Source organism: Streptococcus mitis, from assembly GCF_003943905.1.
Taxonomy (GTDB): domain Bacteria; phylum Bacillota; class Bacilli; order Lactobacillales; family Streptococcaceae; genus Streptococcus; species Streptococcus mitis_BC.
Genome location: NZ_RJNS01000003.1, coordinates 98,445 through 120,177, shown reverse-complemented (window position 1 = coordinate 120,177; position 21,733 = coordinate 98,445). Strand labels below are relative to the sequence as shown.

The window sequence follows — 21,733 nt, the reverse complement described above, 5'->3', positions numbered from 1 at the left end:
CTTTGTCTAAGCCTTGAACTCTTGGCGGAAGAGCTGGTCAATCGACTCACCTGACTCGTAACGAATATCATCTACATTTCCTTGACGGACGACTTTTCCGTTATTTAGGAAGATGATTTCGTCCAAGATCGGCTCAATATCTGAAATCAAGTGGGTAGAAATCAAGACAGTTGAAGTTGGTGAGTAGTTGTTGATGATGGTGTTCAAGATATAGTCACGGGCAGCCGGATCTACACCACCAATCGGTTCGTCGAGCACGTAGAGACGAGCTTCACGGCTCATAACCAGGATGAGCTGAACTTTTTCCTTGTTTCCTTTTGACAATTTCTTGAGACGATTGTTTTCATCAATGCCAAGATCTGCTAAAAGGTGCTGAGCCCGCTCAAGATTGAAATCTTGGTAGAAAGTTTTAAAGTAGGTCAGTGCTTCTTTGATTTTCATCTGTTCATTCAGATAAGTCGTGTCTGGTAGATAAGAGACAATGGCTTTGGTAGCAGGACTTGGGTCCATGTTGTTAATGAGGACACGACCTTGGTCTGGTTGGAGAAGTCCGTTGATCAGCTTGATCAAGGTTGTTTTTCCAGATCCGTTTGGACCGAGAAGCCCGACGATTTTTCCAGCGGGAATCTCAAGGGAAACATTGTTAAGGGCTGCTGTAGCCCCATAGGATTTGGATACATTTTCAAATGCTAGTAATGTCATAATTTTACACTCCTTTAATGTATTCGCTAAGCACACTTGGCAGTTCTTCTTTTTGATAGCCGAATTGAAGCATGCCCGTTACAAAGTTTTTCAGTTGCTCCTCAGAAAGCTGTTTGCGGGACTGAACGATGAGGTCCAAATCCTCAGTGACAAAACGACCAGTAGTCCGCTTGCTATAGACAAATCCTTCGCGTTCAAGGTCAGACAAGGCGCGCTGAATTGTGTTGGGATTGACCCCAGCCTCGCTCGCTAGTTCCCTTACGGTTGGGAGCTGTTGGTTGGGTTCCAGTTCATGGGAAACAATCTGTAATTTGATTTTTTCCATAATCTGCAAATAAATGGGTTTTGTATTATCAAATGACCAGGACATCATAGTCTCCTTTCTTTTTCTTTATTGTTTTAATTAAATAATACAATAAAACAAAAAACTTGTCAAGTAAAATAAGAATTGTTTTGGGAATTGCTTAAAAAATGGTATAATGAAAAGAAAACGACAAGGAGGGAAATGCATGCGTTGTCCAAAATGTGGGGCTACCAAGTCTAGTGTTGTTGATAGTCGACAAGCCGAAGAAGGAAATACCATCCGCCGAAGACGTGAGTGCGACGAGTGTCAGCATCGTTTTACAACCTATGAACGAGTAGAAGAGCGAACGCTGGTTGTCGTCAAAAAAGACGGTACGCGAGAGCAGTTTTCGAGAGATAAAATCTTTAATGGGATTATCCGCTCAGCCCAGAAACGCCCTGTGTCAAGTGATGAAATCAACATGGTGGTCAATCGTATCGAGCAAAAACTCCGCAGTCGCAGTGAGAATGAGATCCAAAGTGAATATATTGGTTCTTTAGTCATGGAAGAATTGGCGGAGCTGGATGAGATTACCTATGTTCGTTTTGCCAGTGTTTACCGTAGCTTTAAGGATGTGAGTGAGTTGGAGAGTCTGCTCCAGCAGATCACTCAGTCCTCTAAGAAGAAAAAGGAAAAGTAAATGAAGCCAAATGACCGTTTTTCTTTTCTAAAGAATAATCGGGTGTCGCAAGATACCTCTTCTCTGGTGCAGTGCTACCTCCCGATTATCGGTCAGGAGGCACTGAGCCTCTATCTATATGCTATTACTTTTTGGGATGGTGGGCAAAAGGAGCACCTCTTTGCTAATATTCTTAATCATTTGAACTTCGGGATGAATACGCTCCTCCAGTCTTTTAAAATCTTATCTGCTGTGGACTTGTTAACCCTTTATCAAAAGGGAGAGGCCTATGAATTACAGCTTCATTCTCCCCTTTCCAGTCAGAATTTTCTAAGTCATTCAGTCTATAGCAGATTATTAGAGAAAAAGATTGGGGATACAGCTGTTTCTGCTATGAAGCAGGCACCGAGTGAGGGAGAAGCATTCTCTGTTTCTTTGAGTCAAGTCTTTCCAACCCTGACTGAAGAAGTGACACCAAGCGAGTCTAAAAGCAAGTCAAAAAACGATTTTGACTTGGAACATTTCCAGCGCCTGATGGCTCGAGATGGTTTGCGTTTTGAAAACGAGCAGGCAGATGTTTTGGAATTGTTTGCCATCGCAGATGAAAAAAAATGGACCTGGTTTGAAACCTATCAATTAGCCAAGGCGACTACAGTGGCTCAGGTTATTTCTGTCAAACGCATGCGTGAAAAGATTGCGCAAAAGCAGGTTCCTTCTGACTTTAGCCCCAAAGAAATGACCATTATCAGGGAAGCCAAAAATAAAACTCCCCTACAATTTTTAGCGGAAATCAAGCAAACGCGTAAGGGGAACATCACCCAAAGTGAAAGAGAACTCCTTCATCAGATGGCGTCTTTAGGCTTGTTGGATGAAGTCATCAATATCGTCTTGCTTCTAACCTTTAACAAGGTTGATTCGGCAAATGTCAATGAGAAATATGCCATGAAGGTCGCCAATGACTATGCTTACCAAAAAATTCGAACAGCAGAAGAAGCTGTGCTTCGGATTCGAGAGCGTCAGCAAAAAGGCCAGGAAGACCAAAAATCAAAAACGAGCTCGACTAAGACCAATGTTCCCAAGTGGAGCAATCCAGAATATAAAAATCAAACCAGTGAGGAAACTCGTCTGGAACTCGAACGCAAAAAACAAGAAATGTTAGCCCGATTAGAAGAAGGAGGAGACTAGATGGAAAGTGTTGGCGACGTTATCAAGCGTCAGACAAGTCGTTTTCAGTATCAGGACCTAGTCCAGCAGATTATGAAAGACCCAGATGTAGCGACTTTTATCCAGAAAGAATCCCTCAGCCCAGAGGAGTTGAATCGTAGCATCTCCAAGTTCAACCAATATATCACAGAACGGGACAAGTTTCTTCGTGGGGATGCGGACTATATAGCGCGTGGCTATAAGCCTATCTTGGTCATGAATCACGGTTATGCGGATGTGTCTTATGAAGAAACACCAGAACTAATCGCGGCAGAAAAAGAGGCTGCGATTAAGAATCGTCTCAAGTTGATCAATCTACCAGCAAGTCTCAAGAAAGCGAAGTTGGCTCAGATTGACCTGGATGATCTAGGACGGTTGCCGATTTTTGAGAGACTCTATTCCTTTGTTGACCTTTACCCAAACATCCGAAAAGGCCTCTATCTTTACGGAGATTTTGGTGTTGGTAAGAGTTTTATGATGGCGGCCTTAGCTCACGACCTATCTGAAAAACGTGGGGCATCAACGACGATTCTCCACTATCCAAGTTTTGTCATTGATGTGAAAAATGCCATCGGTGAAGGATCTGTGAAGACCTTGGTGGATGACATCAAGTTAGCAGAGGTCTTGATCTTGGATGATATTGGTGCAGAGCAGTCGACTCCTTGGGTGCGTGATGAGATTCTTCAAGTCATTCTCCAGTATCGCATGCAGGAAGATTTGCCGACCTTCTTTACTTCCAACTTTAATTTCCAAGATTTGGAGAAGCATTTTGCTAAAGGAAAGAATGGAAATGACGAGACTTGGGAAGCTAGACGGGTCATGGAGCGAATCCGTTATTTAGCAGAGGAAACGAGACTAGAAGGAGAAAATCGCCGATGACAGAAACCATTAAACTGATGAAAGCTCATACTTCAGTTCGTCGCTTTAAGGAGCAAGAAATTCCTCAAGCAGACTTGGACGAGATTTTAACTGCTGGACAAATGGCGTCATCTTGGAAAAATTTCCAATCCTACTCTGTGATTCTTGTACGTAGTCAAGATAAGAAAGATGCCTTATATGAATTGGTTCCTCAGGAAGCCATTCGCCAGTCAGCAGCCTTTTTGCTTTTTGTTGGTGACTTGAACCGAGCTGAAAAGGGAGCAAGCCTTCATACGGACACTTTCCAACCTCAAGGGGTGGAAGGTCTCCTTATCACGTCTGTGGATGCTGCACTTGTGGGGCAAAATACCTTGCTTGCAGCAGAGAGTCTGGGATATGGTGGTGTTATCATCGGCTTAGTCCGTTACAAGTCGGAAGAAGTAGCAGCGCTTTTTAACCTGCCTGACTATACCTACCCAGTTTTTGGGATTGCCCTTGGTGTGCCAGATCAACAACATGATGTCAAACCAAGACTGCCTTTGAGCCAAGTGGTATTTGAGGAAGAATACCAAGAACAGCCAGTTGAAGCGATTTTGGACTATGACAAAGTTCAGGCGGACTATGCTGGTGCGCGTGCGACGACCTCTTGGAGTCAGCGTTTGGCAGAGCAGTTTGGTCAAGCCGAACCTAGTTCAACTCGGAAAAATCTAGAACAGAAAAAGTTATTGTAGAAAGTGAGAAAACATGGCCTTACCAACTATTGCCATTGTGGGACGTCCCAATGTTGGGAAATCAACCCTATTTAATCGAATCGCTGGTGAGCGGATCTCAATCGTAGAAGATGTCGAGGGTGTGACACGTGACCGTATCTATGCAACGGGTGAGTGGCTCAATCGTTCCTTTAGTATGATTGATACTGGAGGGATTGACGATGTCGATGCTCCCTTTATGGAGCAAATCAAGCACCAGGCAGAAATTGCCATGGAAGAAGCCGATGTCATCGTCTTTGTGGTGTCTGGGAAAGAAGGGATCACAGATGCGGACGAGTACGTAGCCCGTAAACTTTATAAAACCCATAAACCTGTTATTCTTGCGGTTAACAAGGTTGACAATCCTGAAATGCGAAATGATATCTTTGATTTCTATGCACTAGGCTTGGGCGAACCGTTACCAATTTCGTCTGTCCACGGTATCGGGACAGGGGATGTGCTGGATGCCATCGTGGAAAATCTGCCACACGAAGTCGAAGAAGAAAATCCAGATGTGATCAAATTTAGCTTGATTGGCCGTCCAAACGTTGGAAAATCAAGTTTGATCAATGCTATCTTGGGAGAAGATCGTGTGATTGCCAGTCCCGTTGCTGGTACAACTCGTGATGCTATTGATACCCATTTTACAGATGCGGATGGCCAAGAGTTTACCATGATTGATACAGCTGGTATGCGTAAGTCTGGTAAAGTCTACGAAAATACGGAGAAATACTCTGTCATGCGTGCTATGCGTGCCATTGACCGTTCAGATGTAGTCTTAATGGTGCTCAATGCAGAAGAAGGTATTCGCGAGTATGACAAGCGTATCGCAGGTTTCGCCCACGAAGCGGGTAAAGGAATGATCATCGTGGTCAATAAGTGGGATACTCTTGAGAAAGACAACCACACCATGAAGAAATGGGAAGAAGATATCCGTGAGCAGTTCCAATATCTGCCTTATGCGCCGATTGTCTTTGTTTCAGCTCTTACCAAGCAGCGTCTCCACAAACTGCCTGAGATGATCAAGCAAATCAGCGAGAGTCAAAACACCCGTATCCCTTCAGCTGTCTTGAACGATGTGATTATGGATGCCATTGCTATCAATCCAACACCGACAGACAAAGGAAAACGCCTCAAAATCTTCTACGCAACGCAAGTGGCAACCAAGCCACCAACCTTTGTCATCTTTGTCAATGAAGAAGAACTCATGCACTTCTCTTACCTGCGTTTCTTGGAAAATCAAATTCGCAAGGCCTTTGTCTTTGAAGGAACACCGATTCATCTCATCGCAAGAAAGCGGAAATAAACGACTCTTTGTCAACTGTAGTGGGTTGAAGTCAGCTAAGATCGAGAAAGGACGAATTTCGTCCTTTCTCTTTTGATGTTGAGAGCGATGAAAATTCTTTTATTGAAGTTTTCAAAATTCCGAAAACCAAAGGCATTTCGTTTGATAAGTTTAATGAGATTATTAGTCGCTTCCAATTTTGCGTTGGAATAGGGTAATTGGAGGGCGTTGACGATTTTCTCTTTGTCCTTGAGGAAGGTTTTTAAGACAGTCTGAAAAAGAGGATGAACCAGCTTTAGATTGTCCTCAATGAGTCCGAAAAATTTGTCAGGTTCCTTATTCTGGAAGTGAAAAAGCAAGAGCTGGTAGAGCTTATAGTGGTGTTTCAAATCTTCTGAATAGCTCAAAAGCTTGTCTAGAATTTCTTTATTCGTCAAGTGCATGCGAAAAGTAGGGCGATAAAAACGCTTATCACTCAATTTACGACTATCCTGTTGAATGAGCTTCCAGTAGCGCTTGATAGCCTTGTATTCATGGGATTTTCTATCGAATTGGTTCATGATTTAGACCCGCACACGGCTCATAGCACGGCTTAAGCGTTGCACAATGTGAAAGCGATCAAGTACAATTTTTGCATTTGGGAGTGAAACAGTCTGGTAGACTGTTTCAGCCTGAGCTTAGAAATTCGAAAGCGAAGTCGTTTAGCTAAGCCATAGTAAGGGCTAAACAAATCCATTGTAATGATTTTCACTTGACAACGAACAGCTCGATCGTATCGAAGAAAGTGATTTCGGATGACAGCTTGTGTCCTGCCTTCAAGAACGGTGATGATATTAAGCTTGTCAAAATCTTGCGCAATAAAGCTCATCTTCATCTCCCGATTGAAACAGTCACTCCCCTGACTGTTTCAACATCCCAAGACATAATCTCTGGAAGTCGGCTAAAGTCATGTTTAAAGTGAGAGTCATTGAGCTTGCGAATGACGGTTGAAGTTGAAATGGAAAGCTGGTGAGCGATATCGGTCATAGAAGTTTTTTCAACTAGTTTTTGAGCAATGATAGCACTTTAAACGGCGTTTTTAAGGAGAATTCTAGTAGGCATGCCAGTCGTTTCAGGGGAAGGAATCTTAGACGGTTTTTGAAAATCATATTTCTTCAGTGATTTCCTTGTGAGTATCCATATTGATGATATCTAGAATCTGGATATTAGGGTCTTTAATATCGAGTAGTTTTATGATAAAATGTAATGGTTCCATATGAATCTTTCTAATGAGTTGTTTAGTCGCTTTTCATTATAGGTCATATGGGACTTTTTTTCTACAACAAAATAGGCTCCATAATATCTATAGTGGATTTACCCATTACAAATATTATAGAGCTTCTTCTTTTAGCGCTTGTATAAAAATTGAAAGTTCTATAATGAAGTTAGTCAGCCAACTTTCCTAAAAATGAGCTGGTTCAACTAGTCTATGTTGTTAAATGAAATCTAGTTATAGGCATAAGAAAACACCTCTGTGTTATACTTGTTGTTCACCACAAACACAAGAAAGGCACAGAGATGCAAATCAATTATACTACAAAAGCTAAACACTTGACAATCCATAGTCGTCGCTTAATCGAACGATGGAAATTAGAAGGAAAATCAAATAGAGAAATCGCCTCTCTACTTGGAAAAGCTCCTCAGACCATCCACAATGAAATCAAGCGTGGTACAGTCCTACAATGTATTGGAAAGGGATGTTTCAAAGCGAAAAACTACTGTCTACTGGCCTTGACGGATCAAAGGAGCAGACACCAAATCATTCGATCAATTCCAAATAAAATCGCTGAGTCTGTCAATCAGGCTCTAAAACTTATCTTAAGACAACACAAGATTCTTTCCATCACGGCAGATAATGGAGCCGAATTCAACCGCTTATCTGATGTGTTTTCTAAGGAACATATCTACTATGCACACCCCTATGCCTCTTGGGAAAGGGGAACCAATGAGAATCACAACAGGCTCATTCGTAGATAGTTACCTAAAGGAACCAAGAAAACGACTTCCAAAGAAGTCGCCTCCATCGAAAACTGGATCAATAACTATCCTAAAAAATGCTTGGACTACAAGTCGCCCAGAGAAGACTGCTTGCTGGCTAACTTGAACTTGAAATTTAGCCTTGTATAAAAATTTAAGAAAAACGGAAATTTTTTTTATAAAAGCCTTTACAAAAAAAAATAAAGTGGTATAATTAAGTTATAAACAAGTGCAAACGTTTTCGTAAAACGTTTGCCTAAATAAAATAAAGGAGATTTGAATGATGAAAGCTACATTCAAAAATGTCTTGTCTTTCGAGTTTTGGCAGAAATTCGGTAAGGCTTTGATGGTGGTTATCGCGGTTATGCCAGCCGCTGGATTGATGATTTCAATCGGTAAGTCACTTGCAATGATTGACCCAAACCTTGCTCCCCTAGTTATTACTGGTGGCGTACTAGAGCAAATTGGTTGGGGGGTTATCGGTAACCTTCATATTTTGTTTGCCCTCGCTATTGGAGGAAGCTGGGCTAAAGAGCGCGCTGGTGGTGCTTTCGCCGCTGGTCTTGCCTTCATCTTGATTAACCGTATCACTGGTACAATCTTTGGTGTATCAGGCGATATGTTGAAAAATCCAGATGCTATGGTAACTACTTTCTTTGGTGGTTCAATCAAAGTTGCTGATTACTTTATCAGTGTTCTTGAAGCACCAGCCCTTAACATGGGTGTATTCGTAGGGATTATCTCAGGTTTTGTAGGGGCAACTGCCTATAACAAATACTACAACTACCGTAAACTTCCAGACGCACTTTCATTCTTCAACGGGAAACGTTTTGTACCGTTTGTTGTTATTCTTCGTTCAGCTATTGCAGCAATTGTACTTGCAGCTTTCTGGCCAGTAGTTCAAACAGGTATCAATAACTTTGGTATTTGGATTGCCAACTCTCAAGAAACTGCGCCAGTTCTCGCACCATTCTTGTATGGTACTTTGGAACGTTTGCTCTTGCCATTTGGTCTTCACCATATGTTGACTATCCCAATGAACTACACAGCTCTTGGTGGTACTTATGACATTTTAACTGGTGCAGCTAAAGGTACTCAAGTATTTGGTCAAGACCCACTATGGCTTGCATGGGTAACAGACCTTGTTAACCTTAAAGGTACAGATGCAAGTCACTACCAACAATTGTTAGATACTGTTCACCCAGCTCGTTTCAAAGTTGGACAAATGATCGGTTCATTCGGTATTTTGATGGGTGTGATCGTGGCTATCTACCGTAATGTCGATGCTGATAAGAAACATCAATATAAAGGTATGATGATTGCGACAGCTCTTGCAACATTCTTGACAGGGGTTACTGAACCAATCGAGTATATGTTCATGTTCATCGCAACACCGCTTTACCTTGTTTATGCAGTAGTTCAAGGTGCTGCCTTTGCTATGGCAGATATTGTTCACCTTCGTGTCCACTCATTCGGTTCAATTGAATTCTTGACTCGTACACCACTAGCAATTAATGCTGGTATTGGTATGGATATCGTTAACTTTATCTGGGTAACTGTTCTCTTTGCTGTAATCATGTACTTTATCGCAAACTTCATGATTCAAAAATTCAACTATGCAACCCCAGGACGTAACGGAAACTATGAAACTGCTGAAGGAGCTTCAGAAGGAGCTGCTTCAGGTGAAACAAAAGTTGCAGCTGCTTCTCAAGCTGTAAATATCATTAACCTTCTTGGTGGACGTGCAAACATCGTTGATGTGGATGCATGTATGACTCGTCTTCGTGTAACTGTTAAAGATGCAGATCGTGTTGGTACTGAGGAACAATGGAAAGCAGAAGGCGCTATGGGACTTGTCATGAAAGGACAAGGTGTCCAAGCTATCTACGGACCAAAAGCTGACGTATTGAAATCTGATATCCAAGATATCCTTGACTCAGGTGAAGTAATTCCTGAAACTCTTCCAAGCCAAATGACGGAAGCTCAACAAAATACTGTACATTTCAAGGGTGTAACTGAGGAAGTTTACTCAGTAGCTGATGGTCAAGTCATTGCCTTGGAACAAGTGAAAGACCCAGTTTTTGCTCAAAAAATGATGGGTGACGGATTTGCGGTAGAACCAGCAAATGGAAATATCGTATCTCCAGTTACAGGTACTGTATCAAGTATCTTCCCTACAAAACATGCTCTTGGTCTTGTGACTGAAGCAGGTCTTGAAGTACTTGTTCACATCGGTTTGGATACTGTAAGCCTTGAAGGAAAACCATTCACAGTTCACGTTTCTGAAGGACAAAAGGTTGCTGCTGGTGATCTTCTTGTTACAGCTGACTTGGATGCTATCCGTGCAGCAGGTCGTGAAACTTCAACAGTGGTTGTCTTTACAAATGGAGATGTTCTCAAATCTGTTAAATTAGAACAAACTGGTTCTCTTGCAGCTAAAACAGCAGTTGCTAAAGTAGAATTGTAATATACTTGAGGTTGGAAGCTGTTTTCCAACCTCTTGTTTTAGGAGAAAAGCATGAAATTTTTAACACTCAATACCCACAGTTGGATGGAGAAGGAAGCAGAGGAAAAATTCCAGCTCTTGCTCCAGGATATTCTTGAAAAAGACTATGATTTGATTTGTTTCCAAGAAATCAATCAAGAAATTACTTCTCCAGAAGCGGAGGTTGATCATCTTTATCAAGCTTTACCAGCGGCAGAACCCATTCATCAAGACCACTATGTGAGACTTTTGGTTGAAAAGTTGGCTGAGAAGGAGAGGACCTACTACTGGACTTGGGCTTACAATCATATCGGCTATGACCGCTACCATGAAGGTGTGGCAATCTTATCTAAAACACCTATTCAAGCACGTGAGATTTTAGTTTCAGATGTGGATGATCCAACTGACTACCATACTCGCCGTGTCGCCTTGGCAGAGACAGAAGTTGAAGGGAAGGAGCTTGCTCTTGCAAGTGTCCATCTTTCTTGGTGGGATAAAGGTTTCCAGGAGGAATGGGCACGATTTGAGGCTGTGCTGAAAGGTTTGAACAAACCTCTGATTTTAGCTGGTGATTTCAATAACCCAGCTGGTCAGGAAGGCTACCAAGCCATTCTAGCTAGTCCTCTAGAGTTACAAGATGCTTTTGAAGTTGCTAAAGAGAGAAGCGGTAGCTATACAGTTCCACCAGAAATTGATGGTTGGAAAGGCAACTCTGAACCGCTTCGAATTGACTATGTCTTTACAACGAAAGAGTTAGAAGTAGAAAGCTTGCATGTAGTTTTTGATGGTCAGAATAGTCCGCAAGTCAGCGATCATTATGGTTTGAACGCGGTATTAAATTGGAAATAAAAGCAAAAAATGAAAGGAAGCGATTCCTTTCATTTTTTTACAAAAATCCCTATAATTACTATTTTGGAGAAGGAGTTTTTTTGTATATTTGTATATTATGAGGAAATATCCACAAATAAGTTTTTAAAAATTTACGGTCAAAAAAAATCGCTAATATTAACTATTTATGATAGAATGAAAATAATGAAATAAAAGGAGGACTGGAATGTTTTTTCAGGATAGAAAGATAAAATATTCAATCCGCAAATTGTCAGTTGCTACTGTGTCCCTTGCGATTGGATTTTTGTTTGCGCCTGCGGCGCTTGGAGTCGCTCAAGTAGCTCAAGCTGATGAGCTTACGGCTACTGAACAAGTGGAGAATAAAGCAGAGAATCAGGTCTCGGTGGTCTCTTCTGCAACAGAGCAAGCAGAATCCCAGAAAGAAAGCCAAGTTGCTTTGAAGTCTGCTGCACCTGCTGCGACAGAGACAAGTCAAGCGACAGATTCGACTGTTTTTAAAAATGCTCAGCCAGCTACAGGCACAAGCCAGCCAGCTGCAGCCACTGCTCAACCAGCTTCAGCAAATGCAAGTCTAAACAAGAGCACTTTGGAGAACTACCTCAAAGAGTTGCGTAGCAAGGACTTTTCAAGTAAGACAGACGATAGTCTAGAAATCTTGAATGGTGTAATGACAGCTGCCGATGGTGTGCTTCAAACTGCAACAAAGCAAGAAGAAATTGATAAGGTTTATCGCAATCTAGTGACTTTTGTCAACTCAGGTCTTCGTGATAAAAATCCGAAAGTCATCCCAGACAAGGATAAGACTCCTCGTTCGGCACTTTATGAGTTTGAAAGTGCTACACCAGGAAAAACAACTCCGCTTGCTCTGAACTACTTGAAGCCAGAAGACACAAAAATCTACAAAAAAGGCGATAAAGTAAAGGCCATCCAGCCAACTGAAACAACTTATATAGAGAATGATGGAAGTGGTAGATGGACCTTTAAGGGCTATGACTATGATAGCCAGGTGATTGATAAAGATGATGTTTTCTTCACAGGGAAGTGGGAGTATACACCAACACCATACAAGGCTACCTATAGAGCGGTTAATGGTTCACCTGGAAAAACTCCGCCACCTTATGTTGCAAACTGGAGTCCAGAAGATAAAAGAAGATTTGCTGAGGGTGAAGTAGTAAAAGCACAAGAATTTCACTGGGTTTTTTATACTTCAGAAGAATTTCCTAACCGAAAAGGTTACTGGGCTTTGACTGGCTTTGATGCTCCAAGTAAAGTGGTAAATAATGGTGATGTGGAGTTCGTAGGAACTTGGAAATACTTTGAGGATGTCACTGTATCCTACAAGCCTATGAACCAGTACGATTTTGAGAATTTTTATAATTTACCAAGTAGTCCTAAGACCTCACGTGACGAATATAAATTACCTCTTCCTAAGGAGATAAAAGATCTAGAAAGTAAGCTATACGATTACAAGCTTTCTCTCAATCAGTTTGATAAACGTGATGAGCATTTACCTAAAAATATACTGGATACGCTAGCAGCTTTGCTTCGCTACGATGAAGCCCAAAATCTCTACAAACCCTTTTATGATGCGGAAAATGAAGGAAATTGGACCTTTGAGGAAGATGTAGTAGATTTAACCTTCAGTCGTGAACTAGAGCGGGCGGCTACATATGGGGAAATACCAAAAGTTACAATACCATTGGAGTTTGTATTTAAAGGGGTTCCTCGGAAACCGACTTACGAGTTTCTCAGTGGGACTGCTGGCAAAGCACTACCTGCTGAGATCAATAATCTGAAGCCGGTAGATATGCCTGAATGGGAGTATGCAAAGAGAAAGCAATACCCGAAAGGTGAGATGGTTGAGTCTGTTAGACCGACTCAAGAGTCCTACTATGATGCAGTTAACAAGGGTACCTGGACCTTTACAGGCTACGATTTTACTAAAAAACCAGTAAGTGAGTGGGATCATAAAGGATGGAACCTTAAGTTTACAGGTACTTGGACTTTTGTAGCGGATAAGTACTCAGAAAACTATGAATTTGTTAGCTCAGATCCTAGTCGATCTCTACCAGCTGCAGTTAAGGCCTTGACGCCAAGTAATACAAATACTTACAAAAATGGCGAAACTGTATTTGCGGAATATCCACGTGAGACGACCTACATGGACTTTGATAACGAGGGTACTTGGAAATTTGATGGCTATGACGCTAATAGCAAGGTAGTTAATCAAGATAAAGTTCTCTTTACAGGTAAATGGTCTTTCGCACCACACAGAGATAAGATTGTTTCCTTTGACTTTGTCAGTGATACCCCAGGGAAGGCTATTCCAGATGATTTGAAGGCGCAAATTCCAGCTTCTATCACGACTTCTCCGAAAGAGTATTCTGACAATGTCTATAATGCTATTGGCTATTTGTATCAATACAATGATACAGAAAATGATGGTATATGGGTTCCTCAGCAGATTCCTCAGCGAAAGGAGGACGTTGAGAAACCAGCTGACGATGAGGATTCTACCTACACTGTTCATTGGAAATTTGAACCGACCAAGCATAGTGTTTACTATGACTTCTATACAGATTCAAAAGATGATTCTGGTCAAGAGCTCTATCCACCATCAACTTTGTTTGATCTAATCACTTATGAAAGAGAATTTGTCAAGGGTGAAAAAGCTCGCGTTAAAATGCCGTCTAAAACAAGAATTGAGGATCCAGATGGCAGAGGAACTTGGGTATTTGATGACTACTATGAAGATGATAATACGACTATTTCTCCACGTGTGAAAACAGTAGGGACAGGAGACGTTATCTTTAGAGGAAGATGGATTTTGGTTCCTACTGATCAGTCTGATACAATCTACAGAGTGGAGTATAAATTTACTAACTTGACTCCTGCTTATCCTCTTCCAAACAAGATTCGTGACATGCTTCCAGCTGGCACTGATTTCGTTGCACGAGCTGACGATTACAAAGATGCAAGCAAACTTGACACAACCACAGTAACTGTTCCAACTGGTACTTGGACTTTCCATGGTTTTGATGCGGATAAATACGGAAAAGCTATTGCAGGTACGAAAGTGAAGACCATCACAGGATCTTGGAGCTTTACGCCAAATGGTGTAGACTATCAGTTCCAATCAACCAATCCTGCTTTTGCACTACCAGATCATATCACCAAGTTGACTCCGAAAAATCCTTATGATTACAAGTTATATCCTAAGGAAATTCTGGCTGAACAACCAAGTCAAACGACTTATGTTGATACAGCAAATAAAGTGACTTGGACATTTGCAGGATACGATAAAGAAAAAATCGTTGTAGCAGAAGGCAGACAGACTTTCCTTGGAAGCTGGGTACCTACTCCAAACCCAGAATATGTATTCAAATCATCTAAAGCGGGTGTTCCATTACCACAAAGTATTTTGGGAATGCTTCCAAATGATGAAGCTTCTTATAAGGTTGGTGACACCATTGTAGCCAAACAACCTGCTAAAGAATCAGTAGTTGAAGAAGAAAAAGACTATGTCTGGACCTTCAAAGGTTACGATCAGAAGAATGCGACGTATAATGGCAAGCGTGTGACATTTACAGGTATCTGGGAAGTAACGCCTAGACCGCATCATGTAAGCTATACTTTTGTAAGTGTTACATCTGGTGTTGATTTGCCTGAATTTATCCAGAAGAAAGCACCAAAAGACAGCTCAAGCTATTACAACATGCAAAAAGTTGTACCAGAAGAGTTGACTAAAACGACTTACAAAGATGATATGAACGATGGTACCTGGACTTTCGTTGGTTACGATGCCAAAAGTAAGATTGTGAAAAAAGCTGATTTGACTTTCACAGGTAAGTGGAAGTTTGAAGCTAACAAGTACCAAGCTACTTACAGTTTCGCAAGTGCGACAGCAGGTAAAGCTCTTCCAGCGGAAATCACCGCTTTGATTCCAAGCGACAGTGCAAGATATGTGAATGGAGACTCTGTTTCTGCTAAACAACCATCCCAAACCACTTACACCGACGCAGTGAACGACGGCACATGGACCTTCAAGGGTTACGACGCAGCTAGCGTCGTTATCAACAAGTCCGATGTGGAGTTTGTAGGTAAATGGGCCTTTGAAGCTAACAAGTACCAAGCTACTTACAGTTTCGCAAGTGCAACAGCAGGTAAGCAACTTCCAGCAGGTATCGCAACGCTGCTTCCAAGTGACAGTGCAACTTATGTGAATGGGGACTCTGTTTCCGCTCAACAACCATCTCAAACCACATACACAGATAGTGTGAACGACGGCATCTGGACCTTCAAGGGCTATGACGCAGCTAGCACCGTTGTCAACAAGTCCAATGTAGAGTTTGTAGGTAACTGGGCCTTTGAAGCTAATAAGTATCAAGCTACTTACAGTTTCGCAAGTGCAACAGCAGGCAAGCAACTTCCAGCAGGCATTGCAACACTACTTCCAAGCGACAGTGCAACATATGTGAATGATGCCTCTGTTTCCGCTAAACAACCATCCCAAACCACTTACACCGACGCAGTGAACGACGGCACATGGACCTTCAAGGGCTATGACGCAGCTAGCGCCGTTGTCAACAAGTCCAATGTTGGGTTTGTAGGTAACTGGACCTTTGAAGCCAACAAGTACCAAGCAAGCTACCGCTTCGAGAGCGCCACATCAGGAAAAGCTCTTCCGGCAGGCATTGCAACACTACTTCCAAGCGACAGTGCAAGATATGTGAATGGTGACACTGTTTCCGCTCAACAACCATCCCAAACCACTTACACAGATACTGTGAACGACGGCACATGGACCTTCAAGGGCTATGACGCAGCTAGCGCCGTTGTCAACAAGGCTAATGTAGAGTTTGTAGGTAACTGGGCCTTTGAAGCTAACAAGTATCAAGCAAGTTACCGCTTCGAGAGCGCCACATCAGGAAAAGCTCTTCCAGTAGCTATCGCAGCATTGACTCCAAGCGACAGTGCAAGATATGTGAATGGTGCCTCTGTTTCCGCTCAACAACCATCTCAAACGACCTACACAGATACTGTGAATGACGGCACCTGGACCTTCAAGGGCTACGATGCAGAAAATGCAGTCGTGAACAAGGCTGATGTAGAGTTTGTAGGTAAATGGACCTTTGAAGCCAACAAGTACCAAGCGACTTACCGCTTCGAGAGCGAAGGAACAAGTAAAGCTCTTCCAGCAGCCATCGCAGCCTTGACCCCAAGCGACAGTGCAACATATGTGAATGGTGCCTCTGTTTCCGCTCAACAACCAGTGCAAGCGACCTACACAGATACTGTGAACGATGGCACATGGACCTTCAAGGGTTACGACGCAGCTAGCGCCGTTGTCAACAAGGCTAATGTATCCTTCGTCGGTAAATGGACCTTTGAAGCTAACAAGTACCAAGCGACTTATCGCTTCGAGAGCGCAACAGCAGGTAAGCAACTTCCAGCAGCTATCGCAGCATTAACACCAAGCGACAGTGCAACTTATGAGAACGGTAACTCTGTTTCCGCTAAACAACCAGCGCAAGCGACCTACACAGATACTGTGAACGACGGCACTTGGACCTTCAAGGGTTACGACGCAACTAGCGCCGTTGTCAACAAGTCCAATGTTGAGTTTGTAGGTAATTGGACCTTTGAAGCCAACAAGTACCAAGCAAGCTACCGCTTCGAGAGCGCCACATCAGGAAAAGCTCTTCCAGCAGGTATCGCAACGCTGCTTCCAAGCGACAGTGCAACATATGTGAATGGTAACCCTGTTTCCGCTCAACAACCATCCCAAACCACTTACACCGACGCAGTGAACGACGGCACATGGACCTTCAAGGGCTATGACGCAGCTAGCGCCGTTGTCAACAAGTCTGATGTAGAGTTTGTAGGTAAGTGGGAATTCAAGGCGAATCCGACAAATGCTGAAACTTATACGCCTCAAGTAACGGAAGAAACTATCAAGGTTGGAGAAACACCTGACTTGACCGATAATGTGAAGAACTTGACAAGCCTTCCAGCTGGCACTAAGGTAGTAGATATCACACCTGTGGGTCAAATTGACATAACAAAACCAGGAACTTACACAGGTAAGGTACGAGTTGATTATCCAGATGGTTCTTCTACTGAAGTTCCTGTACCAGTTAATGTTTTACCTGCACCGGTAACTGAAACCTATCAAGTGACTTATCGCTTCGAAAGTGCAACCGCAGACAACAACTTGCCAGCAGAAGTATTGAGCTTACTTCCACAAAGTGGAACATATACTACAAGTTCTTCTGCAGCGATTGCTTTCGTTCCAGAAGCACCGATGCCTGTAGAAGTTGCTGTTGCAAATGGTACATGGACATTCTTAGGTTACCAAGAAGTGGAAGAGGGGGCAAATCTAACCTTCGTCGGTAAGTGGGTCTTTGAAGCTAAGCAAGATCCTAGTCCACAACCACAGCCGGCACCAACGCCACAACCAGCACCTCAACCAAATCCAGTTCCACCAGTTAATCCAGGAGGAGAGCAGGGGGCTGATAATAATCAGGCAAATAGACATCAACCAGAACAACCAAGAAAACCTGAAGAGAATCCACCAGCTCAAAGTCCAGCAGGAGAAAAAGCAAAACAAGCTACATTGCCAAATACGGGTAGCACTGCACCACTTTCACTCACTGGACTAATGACTAGCTCTCTTCTTGCAGGTCTAGCAGCGTTGCTTCTTGGTCGCAAGCGGAAAGATGATTAAGCACTAATTTTATCTAGAAGCTTTCGACTTTTACAAGATTCTTAAGCAACTGTTTGACTGTTTGACAAATCAATCTGAGTTGCAAGCTTTAAGGCTGAGAGAAGACCAATTTGGTCTTCTCTTTTTGCATTTTGGATAGAAAGCAAATGTGTGATTTTTAGTATAAGAGAGGTATTTGGAGAAATTGAGAGCCTTGTGATAGGTCAGATGAGTCGGACTACTGAAAATGTTCAAAATATGGTATAATGGTTAGATGAATAGAATCGAGGATAGTATGTCATTTACGAAATTTCAGTTTAAAAACTATATAGAAAAGGCTTTGGAGGAGTTGAAATTTACAACTCCAACAGAGGTTCAAGATAAGTTAATTCCTATTGTCTTGGCAGGTCGCGACTTGGTTGGGGAATCAAAAACAGGTTCAGGAAAGACCCATACTTTCTTGTTACCAATTTTCCAGCAATTGGATGAAAAGAGCGATAGTGTGCAAGCAGTGATTACGGCTCCAAGTCGTGAGTTAGCTACTCAGATTTACCAAGCAGCTCGTCAGATTGCAGCTCACTCAGATGTCGAAGTTCGTGTGGTTAATTATGTGGGTGGTACGGATAAGGCGCGTCAGATTGAAAAACTTGCCAGTAACCAACCACATATCGTTATCGGAACGCCAGGTCGCATCTATGACTTGGTCAAATCTGGTGATTTGGCTATTCACAAGGCTAAGACCTTTGTCGTCGATGAAGCCGATATGACCTTGGATATGGGATTCTTAGAGACAGTCGATAAGATTGCAGGGAGCCTTCCAAAAGACTTGCAATTCATGGTCTTTTCAGCAACTATTCCACAAAAATTACAACCGTTCTTGAAAAAATACTTGTCAAATCCTGTCATGGAAAGAATCAAGACTAAGACAGTTATCTCAGATACCATTGATAACTGGTTGATTTCGACCAAGGGCCGTGACAAGAATGCTCAGATTTATGAATTGACTCAAGTTATGCAGCCTTATCTAGCAATGATTTTTGTGAATACCAAGACGCGGGCAGATGAATTGCATGCATACTTGACTGCTCAAGGATTGAAGGTGGCTAAGATTCATGGAGATATTGCACCTCGAGAGCGCAAGCGGATTATGAATCAGGTGAAGAATCTTGATTTTGAGTACATTGTCGCAACAGACTTGGCAGCGCGTGGAATTGACATTGAAGGTGTCAGCCATGTTATCAATGATGCCATTCCGCAAGACTTGTCCTTCTTTGTACACCGTGTTGGACGAACTGGACGCAATGGCCTACCCGGTACAGCTATTACCCTTTACCAGCCAAGTGATGACTCGGATATCCGTGAGTTGGAAAAATTAGGGATTAAGTTTACTCCTAAGATGGTAAAAGATGGAGAGTTTCAAGATACCTATGACCGTGATCGTCGTGCTAATCGTGAAAAGAAGCAGGATAAGCTTGATATTGAAATGATTGGCTTGGTTAAAAAGAAAAAGAAAAAAGTCAAACCAGGCTATAAGAAGAAGATTCAATGGGCGGTGGATGAAAAACGCCGCAAAACCAAGCGTGCTGAAAATCGTGCTCGTGGCCGTGCAGAGCGTAAAGCCAAACGCCAAACTTTCTAAGAACAAAATTGGAGCTGAATGGCTCCTTTTTGTAACTTCATTTTATAAATCATCGAAAAGAATGCAAAAATGAGTAAAAAGTGATATAATGATAAGGTTATATAGTCCCGATAAGATGGTAGGAATTTCTATCAGTACTTTGTAACTCTATAACAATATTTTTTAAGGGGGGACATTTTTATGTCAGAACGTAAATTATTCACGTCTGAATCTGTATCTGAGGGGCATCCAGATAAGATTGCAGACCAAATTTCAGATGCAATTTTGGATGCTATTTTAGCTAAGGATCCAGAGGCGCACGTTGCTGCTGAGACAGCTGTCTATACTGGTTCCGTCCATGTTTTTGGTGAAATTTCTACAAATGCCTATGTGGATATCAACCGTGTGGTTCGTGATACCATTGCAGAGATTGGCTATACGAATGCAGAATATGGTTTTTCTGCGGAAACAGTTGGAGTTCATCCGTCGCTTGTTGAGCAGTCACCAGATATTGCCCAAGGTGTTAACGAAGCCTTAGAAGTCCGTGGGAATGCAGATCAAGATCCGCTTGATTTGATCGGAGCTGGAGATCAAGGTCTCATGTTTGGATTTGCAGTGGATGAAACAGAAGAACTCATGCCATTACCAATCTCACTCAGCCACAAGTTAGTTCGTCGTTTGGCAGAACTTCGTAAGTCTGGTGAAATCAGTTATCTTCGCCCAGATGCCAAATCACAAGTTACAGTTGAGTACGATGAAAATGACCGTCCAGTACGTGTGGACACAGTCGTTATTTCAACTCAGCACGATCCAGAAGCTACTAATGAACAAATCCATCAAGATGTGATTGACAAGGTCATCAAAGAAGTTATTCCGGCTTCTTACTTGGATGAGCAAACAAAATTCTTTATCAATCCGACTGGTCGTTTCGTAATCGGTGGACCTCAAGGAGACTCAGGTTTGACTGGCCGTAAGATTATTGTGGACACTTATGGTGGCTACTCTCGCCATGGTGGTGGTGCCTTCTCTGGTAAGGATGCGACGAAGGTGGACCGTTCAGCCTCTTATGCAGCTCGCTACATTGCCAAGAATATCGTGGCAGCAGGTCTTGCTAAGAAAGTAGAAGTGCAATTGGCCTATGCCATCGGTGTGGCACAGCCTGTTTCTGTTCGTATCGATACTTTCGGTACAGGAACAGTAGCTGAAAGCAAGCTTGAAAAAGCAGCGCGTCAAATCTTTGATCTTCGCCCTGCAGGAATTATCCAAATGCTGGATCTTAAACGTCCAATTTACCGTCAAACAGCGGCATATGGTCACATGGGACGTACAGATATTGACCTTCCATGGGAACGTTTAGACAAGGTAGAGGCTTTGAAAGAAGCGGTGAAATAAAATTAAAAGATTGGTAGTACACAACTACCAATCTTTTTTGTAAGTGAAGACCAGCTTTTAAGTTGGTCTTCTTATTTTATAGGGATTGAAATCTCAATCAATTTATCCGAATAGAGGGTTTTGATATTGGCTTCATCAATGCTTCCTTTATCGATTTTACGTTTCAAGAAGAAGTCTTGGATGGTTTCGATTTCAGGTTCACGAATAGCTCGGTGTTTGTTGGAAATGAGGATTTCATAGTGAAGCGGGGCTTGTGTGAAAACTACATCTGTATTTCCAGCAGAATAGACCTCGACAAGAGTTGCGTCTGTGCTTTCTAATTGGCTTTTAACAAGTTGCGAGTGTGAATTTGTCGTATTGATAAGCTTCATAACAGTTCCTCCGATTTTCTAACTCTATTATAGCACTTTTTGGATAAAATCGTGTATTTTAGTCAATTCTATGCTGAATTTTCCAAGCTTCTATTCCCCATTTATGGCTACCACGTTTGAGTTTTTCAATTGCTTCATCAATAGGAAACCAAGCAATATGATTAAAATCTTCCAATGGTTTTTGTACTTCTTGGAAAGAAATAGCTTCATAGAGATAAGCTGGGTTGTAGTAGTAGGTATCACGGTGGCGAGAGTAGAAATACTCATCAGCTTGTCCATAATAGGTTCCGATTTCAGCTGTAAAGCCAAGTTCTTCGATTAGTTCTCTCTTCAGTGCTCCTTGATGATCTTCGCCCGCTTCAATCTCTCCACCTGGCAAGAACCAAGCACCATTGGGAGCTTGGACTAAGACAATTTGTTTTTTCTCCGTATCCGGAATAACTGCGTACACACCATAGCGGGGCTGGTAGGTCACATTCTCTTTTTTTTCACCAAAAGTTGGGTTTGCCATTACATTTTCCTCATTCTCTAGTATCT

At 42.3% G+C, this 21,733-nt stretch carries 14 protein-coding genes and 2 pseudogenes; 11 read left to right on the top strand and 5 right to left on the bottom strand.

Translation table 11 applies throughout. From position 1 onward, the window contains the following. Positions 1-6: 6 nt before the first annotated feature. Both D8854_RS06410 and D8854_RS06405 read right to left on the bottom strand, forming a co-directional pair. Positions 7-702 (bottom strand): ABC transporter ATP-binding protein, encoded by a 696-nt coding sequence (locus tag D8854_RS06410; RefSeq protein ID WP_125450254.1) that lies wholly within the window; start codon positions 700-702, stop codon positions 7-9. A 4-nt stretch (positions 703-706) separates the two neighbouring features. Beyond that, positions 707-1,072 (bottom strand): GntR family transcriptional regulator, encoded by a 366-nt coding sequence (locus D8854_RS06405; protein ID WP_000119121.1) that lies wholly within the window; start codon positions 1,070-1,072, stop codon positions 707-709. 139 nt (positions 1,073-1,211) lie between these two features. On the opposite strand from D8854_RS06405, the gene nrdR reads away from it, so the two are divergent. The 5 genes from nrdR to der are packed head-to-tail and all read left to right on the top strand — an operon-like array spanning position 1,212 to position 5,780. Next, entirely contained in the window at positions 1,212-1,685 is a 474-nt protein-coding gene (gene nrdR, locus D8854_RS06400) for a transcriptional regulator NrdR (RefSeq protein WP_001203678.1), read from the top strand. Then, positions 1,686-2,849 (top strand): DnaD domain protein, encoded by a 1,164-nt coding sequence (locus D8854_RS06395; RefSeq protein WP_125450253.1) that lies wholly within the window; start codon positions 1,686-1,688, stop codon positions 2,847-2,849. It begins immediately after the preceding gene. Beyond that, complete coding sequence (gene dnaI / locus D8854_RS06390) at positions 2,850-3,746, top strand: primosomal protein DnaI (protein WP_125450252.1); 897 nt, start codon at positions 2,850-2,852, stop codon at positions 3,744-3,746. Continuing rightward, on the top strand, positions 3,743-4,456 hold the full coding sequence (locus D8854_RS06385) for an NADPH-dependent oxidoreductase (protein ID WP_125450251.1): 714 nt from the start codon (positions 3,743-3,745) through the stop codon (positions 4,454-4,456). The genes dnaI and D8854_RS06385 overlap by 4 nt, the downstream gene beginning before the upstream one ends. A gap of 13 nt (positions 4,457-4,469) precedes the next feature. Next, positions 4,470-5,780: a ribosome biogenesis GTPase Der gene (gene der, locus D8854_RS06380; RefSeq protein ID WP_001207684.1), complete on the top strand. Its 1,311-nt coding sequence runs from the start codon at positions 4,470-4,472 to the stop codon at positions 5,778-5,780. A gap of 35 nt (positions 5,781-5,815) precedes the next feature. On the opposite strand, the pseudogene D8854_RS06375 reads toward der, so the two are convergent. Further along, positions 5,816-7,014: pseudogene (locus tag D8854_RS06375) on the bottom strand (transposase). A gap of 302 nt (positions 7,015-7,316) precedes the next feature. Between D8854_RS06375 and D8854_RS06370 the strand changes: the two are divergent. The 6 genes and pseudogenes from D8854_RS06370 (at position 7,317) to metK (ending at position 20,825) form a co-directional block, all read left to right on the top strand. Continuing rightward, positions 7,317-7,925, top strand: a pseudogene (locus D8854_RS06370) (IS30 family transposase). Positions 7,926-8,055: 130 nt separating this feature from the next. Beyond that, complete coding sequence (locus tag D8854_RS06365) at positions 8,056-10,242, top strand: PTS transporter subunit IIBC (protein WP_125450250.1); 2,187 nt, start codon at positions 8,056-8,058, stop codon at positions 10,240-10,242. 51 nt (positions 10,243-10,293) lie between these two features. Continuing rightward, positions 10,294-11,109, top strand: coding sequence for an endonuclease/exonuclease/phosphatase family protein (locus D8854_RS06360; protein WP_125450249.1), 816 nt, complete (start codon positions 10,294-10,296; stop codon positions 11,107-11,109). A 205-nt stretch (positions 11,110-11,314) separates the two neighbouring features. Continuing rightward, positions 11,315-17,836 carry an SHIRT domain-containing protein gene (locus D8854_RS06355; RefSeq protein ID WP_125450248.1) on the top strand — a complete coding sequence of 2,174 codons (6,522 nt, stop codon included), beginning with the start codon at positions 11,315-11,317 and terminating at the stop codon, positions 17,834-17,836. Between the two features lie 274 nt (positions 17,837-18,110). Then, positions 18,111-19,454, top strand: coding sequence for a DEAD/DEAH box helicase (locus D8854_RS06350; RefSeq protein ID WP_125450247.1), 1,344 nt, complete (start codon positions 18,111-18,113; stop codon positions 19,452-19,454). 180 nt (positions 19,455-19,634) lie between these two features. After that, the gene (metK, locus tag D8854_RS06345) at positions 19,635-20,825 is read left to right on the top strand and encodes a methionine adenosyltransferase (RefSeq protein ID WP_057488581.1); all 1,191 of its coding nucleotides are present in this window, start codon (positions 19,635-19,637) and stop codon (positions 20,823-20,825) included. Between the two features lie 71 nt (positions 20,826-20,896). On the opposite strand, the gene D8854_RS06340 is transcribed toward metK, so the two are convergent. Both D8854_RS06340 and D8854_RS06335 read right to left on the bottom strand, forming a co-directional pair. After that, entirely contained in the window at positions 20,897-21,196 is a 300-nt protein-coding gene (locus D8854_RS06340; protein WP_000767205.1) for a DUF1827 family protein, read from the bottom strand. A 58-nt stretch (positions 21,197-21,254) separates the two neighbouring features. After that, a complete protein-coding gene (locus tag D8854_RS06335; protein WP_125450246.1) occupies positions 21,255-21,707 on the bottom strand; it encodes an NUDIX hydrolase in 453 nt (150 codons plus the stop codon). Between the last annotated feature and the right edge of the window lie 26 nt (positions 21,708-21,733).